Below are 14563 nucleotides of genomic sequence, written 5' to 3' on the forward strand. Positions count from 1 at the left end.
GCTGCCGAAGGCTGCGATCTTTTGATCTTTTGAGCCGCTTACAGGTCGCCGTAACCCAGCGAACGCAGCGCACGCTCGTCGTCGGACCAACCGCCCTTCACCTTGACCCACAGGTTGAGCATGATCTTGGAGTCAAACAGCAACTCCATGTCCTTGCGCGCTTCGGTGCCGATGCGTTTGATGCGCTCGCCCTTGTCGCCAATGATGATCTTCTTCTGGCCATCACGTTCGACGAGAATCAGCGCATGGATATGCAGGGTTTTGCCCTGCTGCTTGAACTCTTCGATCTCGACGGTGATCTGGTACGGCAGCTCGGCGCCCATCTGGCGCATGATTTTTTCGCGCACCAGTTCAGCGGCGAGGAAACGGCTGCTGCGGTCGGTGATCTGGTCTTCCGGGAAGAAGTGATCGTTTTCCGGCAGGTGATCGGCAATCACCTTTTCCAGCGCCTCAAGGTTGTGCCCGTGCTGCGCGGAGATAGGGATGATCTGCGCGTTCGGCAGCTGTTCCTGCAACCAGCTCAGGTGCGGCATCAATTCGGCTTTGTCTTCGATGCGGTCGGTCTTGTTCAGCGCGACGATCAGCGGGCCGGTCACGTACTGCACGCGCTCCAGCACCATCTGGTCTTCTTCGGTCCACTTGGTGCGATCGACCACGAAGATCACCACGTCGACATCTTTCAACGCCGCCGAAGCGGTCTTGTTCATGTAACGGTTGAGAGCCTTTTCGCCACCCTTGTGCATGCCGGGGGTGTCGACATAGATCGCCTGCACGTCACCCTCGGTCTTGATCCCGAGCATGTTGTGACGGGTGGTCTGCGGCTTGCGCGAGGTGATCGCCAGTTTCTGGCCAAGGATATGGTTCAGCAGCGTGGACTTGCCCACGTTGGGACGGCCGACGATGGCAACGTAGCCACAGCGAGTTGCGTTTGTATCAGTCATTGCCATTCTCCACGCCCAGGGCAATCAGTGCTGCGGCGGCCGCTACCTGTTCGGCAATACGACGACTCACACCCTGACCTCGGCTTTTTTCATTCAGTAAGACAACTTCGCACTCGACGAAGAAGGTTCGGCAGTGCGGCTCGCCCTGGATATCTACCACCTCGTAACGAGGCAACTCGCAACCGCGCGATTGCAGATGTTCCTGCAGACGGGTCTTGGGATCCTTGTTGGTGTCCACCAGCGTCAGGCCTTCGAACTCGCCGGCCAGCCAGGCCAGGACGCGCTCGCGGGCCATGTCCATGCCCGCGTCGAGGTAGATCGCACCGATCAACGCCTCAAGGGCATCGGCCAGAATCGATTCGCGACGGAAACCGCCGCTTTTCAGTTCACCGGAACCCAGACGCAGGTAATCACCCAGGTCGAAACCACGCGCCAGTACGGCCAGGGTCTCACCTTTCACCAGGCGTGCGCGCAAACGCGACAACTGGCCTTCGCGAGCCAGCGGGAAGCGATCGAACAACGCCTCGCCAGCGACGAAGTTGAGGATGGCATCGCCGAGAAATTCCAGGCGTTCGTTGTTGCGCCCGGCAAAACTGCGGTGCGTGAGGGCCAGGACCATGAGTTCCTGATCCTTGAAGGTGTAACCGAGCTGACGCTCGAGACGGCTTAAAGAGGCGCTCACGGTTTACCCACGCTGAGATCAAAGCTGGATTCCACCGCCATCGCCGGGATACGGCGCAGGCCTGGGACAATTAACGCTGTGTTCAAAAATTACGTCCTGAATATCGTGGCTTCATGCCCTGGAGTCGATTGTAGCGACTCCAGAAATGCATTCGGCGCTGTGTTCAACAGCGCCGTGGTGATTACTTGATCAGGCCAACCCGCGAGAAATTCGGCAGGTGGCTGAGTTTCGGTTCCGGCCAGCTCATCCAGACCGCGAAGGCCTTGCCGACGATATTCCGGTCGGGAACCATGCCCAGCAGATCCTTGGGAATGTTGGGATCATCCCAGTAGCGACTGTCGTTCGAGTTGTCGCGGTTGTCGCCCATCATGAAGAAGTGCCCGGCCGGCACGGTCCAGGTATGGTCCGGCGTGGCGCGGTAACGGCTCATTTCCTTGCGGATCAGGTGCTCGGCAGCGCCGAGTTTTTCCTTGTAGAGCTCTGCGCTGCCCAGCGTGCCCGGCTCGGAACCGACCATTTGCTCGGCAATCGACTCACCGTTGACGAACAGACGCTTGTCAGCGGTGTAACGCACCGTGTCGCCCGGCAGACCGACCACACGCTTGATGTAGTTGACGTTCGGGTCGCTCGGGTAGCGGAAGACCATCACATCGCCGCGCTGCGGATCACCGACTTCGATGATTTTCTTGTCGATCACCGGCAGGCGGATCCCGTAAGAAAACTTGTTCACCAGAATGAAGTCGCCGACGTCCAGGGTCGGTTTCATCGAGCCGGACGGAATCTGGAACGGCTCCACCAGGAACGAACGCAGCACCAACACGATGAACAACACCGGGAAGAACGACTTGCCGTATTCGACCAGCAGCGGCTCTTTGTTCAGCTTCTCGACCACCACGACGTCGGGCTGGCTGACACTGCCTTGATAAGAGGCAATGGCAGCACGCCGGCGGGGCGCCAGAATCAGCAGATCGAGCAACGCCAACAGGCCGCAGACGAACACGGCGATGACCAGCAACAGCGGGAAATTTAGCGACATAGGACCTAACTATCCAACCTGAGCACTGCAAGAAAGGCTTCTTGTGGAATTTCCACGTTGCCGACCTGCTTCATGCGTTTCTTACCGGCCTTTTGCTTCTCGAGCAGTTTCTTCTTACGGCTGACGTCACCACCGTAGCATTTGGCCAATACGTTCTTTCTGAGAGCCTTGACGGTTGTCCGGGCGACAATCTGACCGCCAATGGCGGCCTGGATGGCCACGTCGAACATCTGACGAGGAATCAGTTCTTTCATCTTCTCGGTCAACTGGCGACCTTTGAAGTGCGAGTTATCACGATGCACGATCAACGCCAGAGCATCGACCTTGTCGCCGTTGATCAGCACGTCCAGTTTCACCAGATTAGCCGATTGATAACGATCGAAATGGTAATCCAGCGAAGCATAGCCGCGGCTGGTGGATTTGAGACGGTCGAAGAAGTCCAGAACCACTTCGTTCATCGGCAAGTCGTAAGTGACTTGCACCTGATTGCCGAGGAACAGCATGTCGACTTGAACGCCGCGTTTCTCGATGCACAGGGTGATGACGTTGCCCAAGTGTTCTTGCGGCACCAGGATATTGGCGCGCACAATCGGCTCGCGCATGTCTTCGACGGCCGAGACATCCGGAAGCTTGGACGGGTTATCGACGTAAATCGTTTCACCGGTTTTCAGCACCAGTTCGAAGATTACCGTCGGCGCCGTGGTGATCAGGTCCAGGTCGTATTCGCGCTCGAGGCGCTCCTGGATGATTTCCATGTGCAGCATGCCGAGGAAGCCGCAACGGAAGCCGAAGCCCAAGGCGTCGGAACTTTCCGGGGTGTACTGCAGCGACGAGTCGTTCAGGGTCAGCTTCTGCAGCGCTTCGCGGAAATCTTCGAAGTCGTCGGAGCTGACCGGGAACAGACCGGCGTAAACCTGTGGCTGAATGCGCTTGAAGCCCGGCAGTACCGGAACATCCGGGGTCGAGCTCAGGGTCAGGGTGTCACCGACCGGCGCACCGTGAATGTCCTTGATGCTGGCGATGATGAAGCCCACTTCGCCGGCCTTGAGGTCTACGGTGGCGGTGTGTTTCGGATTGAAAACACCGACGCTGTCGACCAGATGGATCTTGCCGGTGGATTTCACCAGGATCTTGTCACCCTTCTTCACGCGGCCGTGACGCACGCGCACCAGGGAGACAACGCCCAGGTAGTTGTCGAACCATGAGTCGATGATCAACGCTTGCAGCGGATCTTCGATATTGCCGGTTGGCGCAGGAATGGTGTGCACCAGACGCTCAAGCACTTCGTCGACACCCAGGCCGGTCTTGGCGCTGCAGGTGACGGCGTCAGTGGCGTCGATGCCGATGATCTTTTCGATTTCGTCTTTGACGCGATCAGGATCAGCCTGTGGCAGGTCGATCTTGTTCAGGACCGGCATGACCTCAAGGCCCTGCTCAATCGCGGTGTAGCAGTTGGCCACGGACTGGGCTTCGACGCCCTGACCGGCATCGACCACCAGCAAGGCACCTTCGCACGCAGCCAGGGAACGGCTGACTTCATAGGTGAAGTCTACGTGGCCCGGGGTGTCAATGAAGTTCAGCTGGTAGGTGACGCCATCTTTGGCTTTGTAATAAAGGGTAACGCTGTGGGCCTTGATGGTGATCCCGCGCTCACGCTCAAGATCCATGGAATCCAGTACCTGGGCTTCCATTTCACGCTCGGCCAGGCCGCCGCACATCTGGATGAAGCGATCGGCCAGCGTCGACTTGCCATGGTCAATGTGGGCGATGATGGAGAAATTGCGGATATGACTCAAATCACTCACGGATCAACACTCAAAAAGGCTGCAGGCATGGCCCGCCGAAAAATAGCCGGGAATTGTACCTGATACACGGCGCAAGCGTCACGTTCGCCTGTCACCCGGATTGCATGCAAAAACGCCCCGATCGGTTGATCGAGGCGTTTCCGGGGCTAAGCAGAGGATGAAAGCTTGTTCATCAACCGGCTCGTCTAAGCAGCCAGACACCTGCCAGCGCGCAGACACCGGCCGGCACCAGCACCGCAAACAGCGGCGAGAAACCGAACACCAGGCTCGACGGACCGAGCAAATCCTGGACGATGCGGAAGGTGAAGCCGACCAGCACACCGGTGAACACACGCTGGCCGAGGGTTACCGAACGCAGCGGGCCGAAGATGAAGGAAATCGCCATCAACACCAGTGCAGCAGTGACTAACGGCTGCAACACCTTGACCCAAAATGCCAGCCAGTAACGGCCGTTGCTCAGGCCCTGCTCCGACAGATAGTGGATGTAGCCCCAAAGTCCGCTGATCGACAGCGATTCCGGGGCCATCACCACAGTGCTCAGCAGTTGCGGGCTCAAGGCCACGTCCCAACGCTCGCTCGGCGTGTTAACGACTTCGGTGCTGCGCTCATGGAACAAAGTGGTGGCCACGTCGGTGAGCTGCCATTGAGTGCCATCGAACTCGGCCTTCTTGGCGAAGCTGGAGCTCAGCAGATGGCGCTCCTTGTCGAAGTGATAGCGAGTCACGCCATACAACAGGCCGTTGGGTTGCACGGCGTTGATGTGGATGAATTCTTCACCCTGACGGTGCCACATACCGTGCTTGGCGCTTTGCGCGTCGCCGCTGCCCTGGGCCAGCGAGCGATTGGCCTGGGCCATGCTTTCGGTGGCCGGGGCGACGTATTCGCCAATCAGCACCCCTGCGAGCATCAGCACCAGCATCGGCTTCATCACCGCCCAGACGATCCGGCCGATCGACACGCCAGCGGCGCGCATGACGGTCAGTTCGCTGCTGCTGGCCAGACTGCCCAGGCCGATCAGGCAGCCAATCAACGCGGCCATCGGCAACATTTCGTAGAGCCGGCGCGGCGCGGTCAGCAGGACGAAACTCAGCACGTCTACCAATGTGTAGGTTTCGCTGACGTCACCCATCTCATCGATAAAGGCGAACAGGGTCGCCAGACCGAGAATGATTGCCAGCACGGCAATGATTGCCATGAACACGCTGCTGCCGATGTAGCGGTCGAGTTTAACCACGGGCCACCTCCAGCGCAGCAGCGCGACGGCTGGCCATCTTCAGACGCAGCGGCTCCCAATACAGCAGGCCGAGGCCGATGACCAGGAAGATCGCATGCACCCACCACAAGCCGAGCGCCGGTGGAATCTTGCCTTTTTCAAGGGCGCCGCGGGCGGCAATCAGGATGGTCAGGTAAGCCATATAAAGAAGAATCGCCGGCAGCAGCTTGAGGAAACGCCCTTGACGCGGGTTGACTCGCGACAGCGGTACCGCCATCAGGGTCACGATGAACACCAGCAACGGCAGGGAAATACGCCATTGCAGTTCGGTTTTGGAGCGGATGTCGTCACTGCCCAGCAGAGACGAAGTCGGCATGGCGTCACGATCGGTGACTTCTTCGCTGACGTCCGGCTTGGGCAGCAGCACACCATAGTTTTCGTAGTGAATGGCGCGGTAATCAGCCTGACCCGGACTGCCGTCATAGCGATAACCATTGTCGAGAATCAGGTAGCGATTGCCGTCGGGGCGGACTTCCTGACGGCCCTTTTCGGCCACAAGCACGGAAATCCCGCGATCCTTCTGATCGGCGCCGAGGTTCTTCTGCGAGATGAACACGCCGCCCAGGTTGACGCGATCGTCGCTCAACGTTTCGGTGTAGGTCACTCGGGTGCCGTCACGCAGGGCCTGGAAGCGACCCGGTTCGAGGGTATCGAACTCGGTCAGGGCGTCTTGCTTGTTCAGCAGCAACTGGAACTGATTGGCACCCTGCGGGGCCAGGCCCAGGCTCAGCCATGCCACGACCAGTGCCACCAGCGTTGCCGGAAACAGGGTCATGCGAAACAGCTTCTGCTGACTCATGCCGGTGGCCGAGAGCACGGTCATTTCGCTTTCCAGGTACAGGCGACCGTAGGCCAGCAGGATCCCGAGGAACAGACCCAGCGGCAGAATCAGCTGCAGGAAGCCCGGCAGACGAAAGCCCATGATCAGGAACAGCGAACCCGGATCGAGCTGGCCGGCAGCGGCCTGAGCGAGGTATTTGATGAAGCGACCGCTCATGATGATGACCAGCAACACCGCACTCACGGCGCTGAGGGTCAACAGGACTTCGCGGGACAGATAACGGAAGACGATCAAACCAGACACTCCAGGGTTGTCAGGCTAAGGCGGCCAAACAAGCAAACACATCGACCGGCCCGCAACGCAGAGCCGTCGAAAAAAGATGCGGCATTATCCTGTGATTGAGGGCGCCTGTCACTGCGCACACTCATCCTCGCACGCAATCCGTTGAAGATCGTACAACCTAGGGGGCGTTCTCAATTAGTTTTCACACCGCGCCGGGTCTGCTGTTGTGCAGGGCAAGGCGCGAGAAGCGTGGTTTGGTCATTCCAAATAAGCTTCGAGCAACGCAGCCCTGCACAACAGCAGGCCCGGCCCTTCGGGTTGTGCCTTAAAGCCGGCCAGTCTGCGTTGCAGGCCTTGGAAAGGGAACAACCATTCCCAGCGGCCTGCGCCTTGCCTGGCTGGCTTTAAGGCGACAACGCTGTGTGAAAACTAATTGAGAATGCTCCCTAGGGTTGTCAGGCGCGGGGAGCGAGGTTCAAACTGCGGCCCTTGTCGCAGGCTTTGGCCTGCGCCTCTTCTATCTATAAGCAGGCGACTGCGGACACCGTCGAACGCCTGCGTGTTGACCATTCATTCAGGGATCCGGACATGGAACTGGTTGTAAAAAGCGTTAGCCCAGAAACGTTGAAAACCGCCACCCTGGTGGTTGCCGTCGGCGAAGGCCGCAAACTCGGTGTCGCCGCCAAACAGGTCGACGAGCTGAGCGGTGGCGCGATCAGCGCCGTACTCAAGCGTGGCGATCTGGCCGGCAAGGTTGGTCAAAGCCTGCTGCTGCACAGCCTGCCAAACCTCAAAGCCGAGCGCGTGCTGCTGGTCGGCGTAGGCAAGGACGAGGAACTGGGCGACCGTCCGTTCCGCAAAATCGTTGCCGGCATCCTGAACACCCTCAAAGGCCTGGGCGGCAGCGATGCCGTGCTGGCACTGGATGAAGTCATCGTCAAGGGCCGCGACAGTTACGGCAAGACCCGCCTGCTGGCAGAAACCCTGGTGGACGGCGAATACACCTTCGACCAGTTCAAGAGCCAGAAGGCCGAACCGCGCGCCCTGAAGAAAATCACCCTGCTGACCATCAAGGCTGCACAAGCCGAAGTTCAGCGCGCCGTGAATCACGCTACCGCGATTGCCAATGGCATGGCCTTCACCCGTGATCTGGGCAACCTGCCGCCGAACATCTGCCACCCGACTTTCCTTGGCGAACAAGCCAAGAACCTCGGCAAAGAGTTCAAGGATCTGAAAGTCGAAGTGCTCGACGAGAAGAAGATCAAGTCGCTGGGCATGGGCTCGTTCTATGCCGTTGGCCAAGGCAGCGAACAACCGCCGCGCCTGATCGTCATGCAATACAACGGTGGCAAGAAATCCGAGAAGCCATACGCACTGGTTGGTAAAGGCATCACCTTCGACACGGGCGGCATCAGCCTGAAGCCGGGCGCCGGCATGGACGAAATGAAGTACGACATGGGCGGCGCTGCCAGTGTGTTCGGCACCCTGCGTGCGGTCCTCGAACTGAAGCTGCCGATCAATCTGGTGTGCATCCTCGCCTGCGCAGAAAACATGCCGAGCGGCAATGCGACCCGTCCGGGCGACATCGTCACCACCATGAGTGGCCAGACTGTGGAAATCCTCAACACCGACGCCGAAGGCCGTCTGGTGCTGTGCGATGCCCTGACCTACTCCGAGCGCTTCAAGCCACAAGCGGTGATCGACATCGCCACCCTGACCGGCGCTTGCGTCGTAGCACTGGGTGCCCACACCTCGGGCCTGCTGGGCAACAACGACGAACTGATCGGCCAACTGCTCAGCGCCGGCAAGGCTGCTGATGACCGCGCCTGGCAACTGCCGCTGTTCGATGAGTACCAGGAACAGCTGGACAGCCCGTTCGCCGATATCGCCAACATTGGCGGGCCGAAGGCCGGCACCATCACCGCCGCATGCTTCCTGTCGCGCTTCACCAAGAACCTCAACTGGGCGCACCTGGACATCGCGGGCACCGCGTGGACCAGCGGCGGCAAGGACAAGGGCGCCACTGGCCGTCCGGTGCCACTGCTGACCCAGTACCTGCTGGATCGCGCCAAAGCCTGAAACCGATGACTGCGGGCGGCGCTTCTTTTTTGAGGCGCCGCTTTCAGCTCAGGAACCGCAATGACCAAAGTCGACTTCTATATCCTGCCCAGCGCCGATCCCTCGGCACGCCTGGACTTTGCCTGCAAGCTCACCGAGAAAGCCTGGCGCATGGGCCACCGCATCTACCTGCATTGCAGCGATGCCGCTCAGCGCGAAGATCTCGATGCTCGGCTGTGGGCGTTCAAGGGCGAAAGCTTCGTGCCCCACGGCCCCGCCGACAGTGAACCCGAGGGGTTGATTGTGTTGGGGGTGGGCGATGACTGCGGTCAGCATCAGGATTTACTGGTCAATCTCGACCTGAAAGTCCCGGCCTTCGCCAACAAATTCGCCCGCGTGGCGGAAGTGGTGGTGGAAGATCCGACCATTCGCGCGGCTGCGCGGGAGAGTTTCCGTTTCTACCGCGAACAGGGCTATCCTCTGCAAGATCACCGTTTACAGCGACTCTGAGCACTCCAATGGACACTCCGAAACCGCAGCAAAAGTCCGCACACCTGCTGGACGATCTCGAATCGATCCGCCAGTTGCTCGGCGATGACAACCTGCAACCGCCACTGCTGACCGACACGGTCGATGACGGTGAACAGGAACAGATTCCGATGTTGTTCGATTCGGTCGGCGCCGAGGCGCCCGCCGTCGAGCCGCCACCGGCTCCGCCCCCGACGCCTGCCGCGCAACCTGCTGCGACCGTCGATAAAGGCCCGGACGCCCTGCTGCACCTGGACAGCGAACTGCGCGCCGCCGCGCAATTGATCATGCAAGACGTGATCGACGACTTCGCGCCGCACATCGAAACTGAAATCAAACGCCGCCTCGATGCGCGGATGGAACGGTTGCTCAGCCAGTACGAATAACCCCCACGATCCCCTGCAGGAGCTGCCGCAGGCTGCGATCTTTTGATCTTGACCTTAAAAAACAAAGTCAAAAGATCGCAGCCTTCGGCAGCTCCTACAGAAAGCTTGCGTCCACCCGCCCTTCCCCCGCTCGCCCTCGGCCCCATGCCCCGCTATACTTCCCGGCTTTTCCTGAATAAATGCCAATAGGGTCCCGCCGCGCATGGATAAGACCTACCAGCCGCACGCCATTGAAACTTCCTGGTACAACACCTGGGAGTCCGAGAACTATTTCGCACCGCAAGGCGCGGGCGATTCCTACACCATCATGATCCCGCCGCCGAACGTCACCGGCAGCCTGCACATGGGTCACGGTTTCAACAACGCGATCATGGACGCCCTGATCCGTTTCCGCCGCATGCAGGGTCGCAACACCCTGTGGCAGCCAGGTACCGACCACGCCGGTATCGCTACGCAGATGCTGGTGGAGCGTCAACTGGAAGCCCAGGGCCAGAACCGCCACGATCTGGGCCGCGAAAAATTCCTCGAAAAAGTCTGGGAATGGAAAGATCAGTCCGGTGGCAACATCAGCCGTCAGATCCGCCGCCTCGGCTCGTCCGTGGACTGGAGCCGCGAGCGCTTCACCATGGACGACGGCCTCTCGGAAGCCGTTAAAGAAGCCTTCGTGCGTCTGCACGAGGACGGCCTGATCTATCGCGGCAAGCGTCTGGTCAACTGGGACACCAAGCTGCACACGGCGATTTCCGACCTCGAAGTGGAAAACCACGACGAGAAGGGTTTCCTGTGGAACCTGAAGTACCCGCTGGCTGACGGCGCGAAAACCGCCGAAGGCAACGATTTCCTGATCGTCGCGACCACCCGTCCGGAAACCATGCTCGGCGATTCCGCCGTGGCCGTTAACCCGAACGACGAGCGCTACAAAGCCCTGATCGGCAAGTTTGTCGAACTGCCACTGGTTGGCCGTCGCATCCCGATCATCGCCGACGATTACTGCGATCCTGAATTCGGCACCGGTTGCGTGAAAATCACCCCGGCCCACGATTTCAACGACTACGAAGTCGGCAAGCGCCACAACCTGCCGCTGCTGAACATCTTTGACAAGAACGCCAACGTGCTGCCAGCCGCCCAGGTGTTCAACCTCGACGGCACGCTGAACGACAGCATCGACGGCAAGATCCCGGCCGAGTACGCCGGCCTTGAGCGCTTCGAAGCGCGCAAGCAGATCGTCGCTGCGTTCGACGCTGCCGGCCTGCTGGTCAGCGTCGACGATCACAACCTGAAAGTGCCGAAAGGCGATCGCTCCGGCACCATCATCGAGCCGTGGCTGACCGACCAATGGTACGTCTCCACCAAGCCGTTGGCCGAGCCTGCGATTGCTGCCGTTGAAGATGGCCGCATCCAGTTCGTGCCGAAACAGTACGAAAACATGTACTTCTCGTGGATGCGCGACATCCAGGATTGGTGCATCAGCCGTCAGCTGTGGTGGGGCCACCGGATTCCGGCCTGGTACGACGAGTCGGGCAAGGTCTATGTCGGCCGTGATGAAGCCGAAGTACGTGCCAAGCACAACCTCGGCCCGGACGTTGCGCTGCAACAGGACAACGACGTACTCGACACGTGGTTCAGTTCCGGTCTGTGGACGTTCTCCACCCTCGGCTGGCCTGAGCAGACCGAGTTCCTGAAGAAATTCCACTCCACCGACGTGCTGGTGACCGGTTTCGACATTATCTTCTTCTGGGTTGCCCGGATGATCATGCTGACGATGCACCTGATCAAGAACGAGGACGGCACGCCGCAGGTTCCGTTCAAGACTGTTTATGTGCACGGTCTGGTACGTGATGGCCAGGGCCAGAAGATGTCCAAGTCCAAGGGCAACGTCCTTGACCCGCTGGACATCATCGACGGCATCGAGCTGGAAGAACTGGTGCAAAAACGCACCTCCGGCATGATGCAGCCGAAACTGGCGAAGAAGATCGAGAAGCAGACCCGCGACGAGTTCGCCGACGGCATCGCCAGTTACGGTACCGACGCCCTGCGCTTCACTTTCTGCTCGCTGGCGTCCACCGGTCGCGACATCAAGTTCGATATGGGCCGCGTCGAAGGCTATCGCAACTTCTGCAACAAGATCTGGAACGCTGCGCGTTATGTTCTGGACAAGGGCGAAGACTGCGGCCAGAACGGCGAAGCCTACGAGCTGTCGCTGGCGGATCGCTGGATCATCTCGCAGCTGCAACGCACCGAAGCCGAAGTGACCCGTCAACTGGATCAGTTCCGTTTCGACCTCGCCGCGCAAGCGCTGTACGAGTTCATCTGGAACCAGTACTGCGACTGGTACCTGGAGCTGTCCAAGCCTGTGCTGTGGGACGAAAACGCCCCGGTTGAGCGTCAGCGTGGCACCCGCCGCACGCTGGTTCGCGTACTGGAAGTGGCGCTGCGCCTGGCGCATCCGTTCATGCCGTTCATCACTGAAGAAATCTGGCAGCGCATCGCGCCGCTGGCCGGTATTCAGGGCAAGACGATCATGCTGCAAGCGTGGCCAGTGGCCAACGAAGAGCGCATCGATCCGGCGGCTGAAGACGACATCGAATGGCTCAAAGAGCTGATGCTCGGCACGCGTAACATCCGTGGCGAAATGAACATTGGCCCGGGCAAGCCCCTGCCGATCTACCTGAAGAACGTCAGCGCCGAAGACCAGCGTCGCCTGACCGAGAACGAAGCACTGCTGAAGAAGCTGGCGCGTCTGGAATCGATCACCGTTCTGGCTGCTGGCGAAGAAGCACCGCTGTCCGCCACCGCGCTGGTTGGCGAGATGGAAGTGCTGGTGCCGATGGCCGGCCTGATCGACAAGGGCGCCGAACTGGCGCGTCTGGACAAGGAAATTCTGCGTCTGCAGGGTGAAGTCCAGCGTGTTGGCGGCAAGCTGTTCAACGCCGGTTTCGTTGACAAGGCCCCGGCCGAAGTCATCGAGAAGGAACGCGCCAAACTGGCCGAGGCTGAACAGGCCCTGGGCAAACTGGCCGAGCAGCACGCGCGGATTTCCAGCCTGTAAGGGCAAGCCGCAATGAAAAAGGGAGGCCCGCAACGGCTTCCCTTTTTTGTGCCTGAAACACCATCCGGCGTATACGTCGCCAATGTGGGACAATACCCGCCACTTTCAGCCATACCCGAATCGACCACGCCCATGAACGCCCCCCGCACACCCAAACCTGCGCGCAAGAAGCCTGACTCCACGTCCCCGGCCAAAGCCGTTGAGCCGCGTGAAAAGGCCAGCCTGCACCCGCGCAATCGCCATCAGGGTCGCTACGACTTCCCGGCGCTGATCAAAACCACGCCAGAACTGGCGAAGTTTGTGATCACCAACCCGTACGGCAAGGAAAGCATCGACTTCGCCAGTCCCGATGCGGTGCGCGTGTTCAACCGGGCGCTGCTCAAGGCGTTCTATGGCATCCAACATTGGGATATTCCGGCGGACTACCTCTGCCCGCCGGTACCGGGCCGTGCCGATTACGTGCACTTCCTCGCGGATCTGCTGGCCAGCATGAACGACGGCAAGGTGCCACGCGGCGCGATCGTCAACGTGCTGGACATCGGCATGGGCGCCAATTGCGTTTACCCGCTGATCGGCAACAGCGAATACCGCTGGCACTTCCTCGGCTCGGAGATCGACCCGACCGCCGTGGCTGCCGCCAGAGCCATCGTTCAGTCCAACGATCTGAGCAAAGTTATCCAGCTGCGCCAGCAAGAAAATCGCAAGCACATCCTGATCGGTTTGCTGGAGCCGGGCGAACGCTTTGACCTGACCATGTGCAACCCGCCGTTCCACGCCTCGATGGATGAAGCGACCAAGGGCAGCGAGCGCAAATGGCGCGCACTGGGCCGCGCCGACCCGAAACGCAAACTGCCGGTGCTGAACTTCGGTGGCCAGTCGGCCGAACTGTGGTGCGAGGGCGGCGAAGCACGTTTCGTGACGCAACTGATCGCCGAGAGCGCGAACTTCCAGCACAAGGTGCTGTGGTTCAGCACGCTGGTGTCTAAAGCCTCGAACCTGCCCGCCATTGAGATCGCGCTGAAAAAGGCCGGCGTGCTGGAAAGCCAGGTGGTTGAGATGTCTCAGGGACAGAAACAAAGCCGCTTCGTCGCCTGGACCTTCCAGACCAAGTCCGAGCAGCAGATCTGGCGTCGCGAGCGCTGGGTTCGCTAACACACAGCAGATCCCCTGTAGGAGTGAGCCTGCTCGCTCCTACAAAGGTTCAGGGTGCACAGCCAAATCGCAGACACAAAAAAACCGTGCCCGGATCGCTCCGGAGCACGGTTTTTTTATCGCTGCGTCTTACTTGTTCACAGCGTCGGTCAGGCCTTTGGCCACAACCAGCTTGATCACTTTCTTTGCAGGGATTTCGATGGCAGCGCCAGTCGAAGGGTTACGGCCAGTGCGGGCAGGACGCTCGGTCACTTTCAGCTTGCCGATACCTGGCAAGGTGATTTCGCCGCCGTTTTCCAGCTGATCGGCAACGATTTGGCCCAGTTGGTCCAGAGCGTTACGCGCGGTGGTTTTCGGCGCGTCGATAGCTTCAGCGATGTCGGCGATCAGTTGGTCTTTAGTAAGAGCCATGTAGTGTTCCTTCCCTATCAAATTCATATGGATTGCAGAGTGCAGTGTCAGCCATCGAGCCCGATCTTCTGGATCTGGCACCCTCGGCGATAACCACGACGAGTCGGGGTTATAGATACCGAAATCAGGGTTTGGTTCGACCTGACAAATGCTGATTGCACGCTTAACGCAGTGACTTC

At 59.7% G+C, this 14563-nt stretch carries 12 protein-coding genes; 5 read left to right on the plus strand and 7 right to left on the minus strand.

Annotated elements, in window-relative coordinates:
* Positions 1-38: 38 nt before the first annotated feature.
* The 6 genes from era to lptF form a co-directional block, all read right to left on the minus strand.
* Positions 39-941 (minus strand): GTPase Era, encoded by a 903-nt coding sequence (era, locus tag IAI51_RS20060; RefSeq protein WP_064586098.1) that lies wholly within the window; start codon positions 939-941, stop codon positions 39-41.
* Positions 934-1623: a ribonuclease III gene (gene rnc / locus IAI51_RS20065; RefSeq protein ID WP_187680031.1), complete on the minus strand. Its 690-nt coding sequence runs from the start codon at positions 1621-1623 to the stop codon at positions 934-936. Before rnc ends, era begins: the two co-directional genes overlap by 8 nt.
* 181 nt (positions 1624-1804) lie before the next feature.
* The gene (lepB, locus tag IAI51_RS20070; RefSeq protein ID WP_187680032.1) at positions 1805-2659 is read right to left on the minus strand and encodes a signal peptidase I; all 855 of its coding nucleotides are present in this window, start codon (positions 2657-2659) and stop codon (positions 1805-1807) included.
* 5 nt (positions 2660-2664) lie between these two features.
* Positions 2665-4464 carry a translation elongation factor 4 gene (gene lepA / locus IAI51_RS20075; RefSeq protein WP_187680033.1) on the minus strand — a complete coding sequence of 600 codons (1800 nt, stop codon included), beginning with the start codon at positions 4462-4464 and terminating at the stop codon, positions 2665-2667.
* A gap of 172 nt (positions 4465-4636) precedes the next feature.
* Entirely contained in the window at positions 4637-5698 is a 1062-nt protein-coding gene (lptG, locus tag IAI51_RS20080) for an LPS export ABC transporter permease LptG (RefSeq protein ID WP_187680034.1), read from the minus strand.
* A complete protein-coding gene (lptF, locus tag IAI51_RS20085) occupies positions 5691-6812 on the minus strand; it encodes an LPS export ABC transporter permease LptF (RefSeq protein WP_187680035.1) in 1122 nt (373 codons plus the stop codon). The genes lptG and lptF overlap by 8 nt, the downstream gene beginning before the upstream one ends.
* 576 nt (positions 6813-7388) lie before the next feature.
* Here lptF and IAI51_RS20090 point away from each other — a divergent pair.
* From IAI51_RS20090 to rlmF, 5 genes are all read left to right on the plus strand, one after another.
* The gene (locus IAI51_RS20090) at positions 7389-8879 is read left to right on the plus strand and encodes a leucyl aminopeptidase (RefSeq protein ID WP_187680036.1); all 1491 of its coding nucleotides are present in this window, start codon (positions 7389-7391) and stop codon (positions 8877-8879) included.
* Positions 8880-8939: 60 nt separating this feature from the next.
* Complete coding sequence (locus IAI51_RS20095; RefSeq protein ID WP_187680037.1) at positions 8940-9368, plus strand: DNA polymerase III subunit chi; 429 nt, start codon at positions 8940-8942, stop codon at positions 9366-9368.
* A gap of 8 nt (positions 9369-9376) precedes the next feature.
* The gene (locus IAI51_RS20100; RefSeq protein WP_187680038.1) at positions 9377-9772 is read left to right on the plus strand and encodes a DNA polymerase III subunit chi; all 396 of its coding nucleotides are present in this window, start codon (positions 9377-9379) and stop codon (positions 9770-9772) included.
* Between the two features lie 202 nt (positions 9773-9974).
* The gene (locus IAI51_RS20105) at positions 9975-12821 is read left to right on the plus strand and encodes a valine--tRNA ligase (protein WP_187680039.1); all 2847 of its coding nucleotides are present in this window, start codon (positions 9975-9977) and stop codon (positions 12819-12821) included.
* Positions 12822-12953: 132 nt separating this feature from the next.
* Positions 12954-13973, plus strand: coding sequence for a 23S rRNA (adenine(1618)-N(6))-methyltransferase RlmF (gene rlmF / locus IAI51_RS20110; protein WP_187680040.1), 1020 nt, complete (start codon positions 12954-12956; stop codon positions 13971-13973).
* Between the two features lie 129 nt (positions 13974-14102).
* Here rlmF and IAI51_RS20115 read toward each other — a convergent pair whose 3' ends face one another.
* On the minus strand, positions 14103-14384 hold the full coding sequence (locus IAI51_RS20115; RefSeq protein WP_003221909.1) for an HU family DNA-binding protein: 282 nt from the start codon (positions 14382-14384) through the stop codon (positions 14103-14105).
* Positions 14385-14563 lie beyond the last annotated feature (179 nt).

The organism is Pseudomonas sp. N40(2020), from assembly GCF_014472415.1.
Taxonomy (GTDB): Bacteria; Pseudomonadota; Gammaproteobacteria; order Pseudomonadales; family Pseudomonadaceae; genus Aquipseudomonas.

Excerpts from the sequence above, each read along its gene's own strand:
- IAI51_RS20100 (WP_187680038.1), top strand. The coding sequence starts at position 9,377 with ATGGACACTCCGAAACCGCAGCAAAAGTCCGCACACCTGCTGGACGAT.
- era (WP_064586098.1), bottom strand. The coding sequence starts at position 941 with ATGACTGATACAAACGCAACTCGCTGTGGCTACGTTGCCATCGTCGGC.
- IAI51_RS20095 (WP_187680037.1), top strand. The coding sequence starts at position 8,940 with ATGACCAAAGTCGACTTCTATATCCTGCCCAGCGCCGATCCCTCGGCA.
- rlmF (WP_187680040.1), top strand. The coding sequence starts at position 12,954 with ATGAACGCCCCCCGCACACCCAAACCTGCGCGCAAGAAGCCTGACTCC.
- lepB (WP_187680032.1), bottom strand. The coding sequence starts at position 2,659 with ATGTCGCTAAATTTCCCGCTGTTGCTGGTCATCGCCGTGTTCGTCTGC.
- IAI51_RS20090 (WP_187680036.1), top strand. The coding sequence starts at position 7,389 with ATGGAACTGGTTGTAAAAAGCGTTAGCCCAGAAACGTTGAAAACCGCC.
- IAI51_RS20105 (WP_187680039.1), top strand. The coding sequence starts at position 9,975 with ATGGATAAGACCTACCAGCCGCACGCCATTGAAACTTCCTGGTACAAC.
- IAI51_RS20115 (WP_003221909.1), bottom strand. The coding sequence starts at position 14,384 with ATGGCTCTTACTAAAGACCAACTGATCGCCGACATCGCTGAAGCTATC.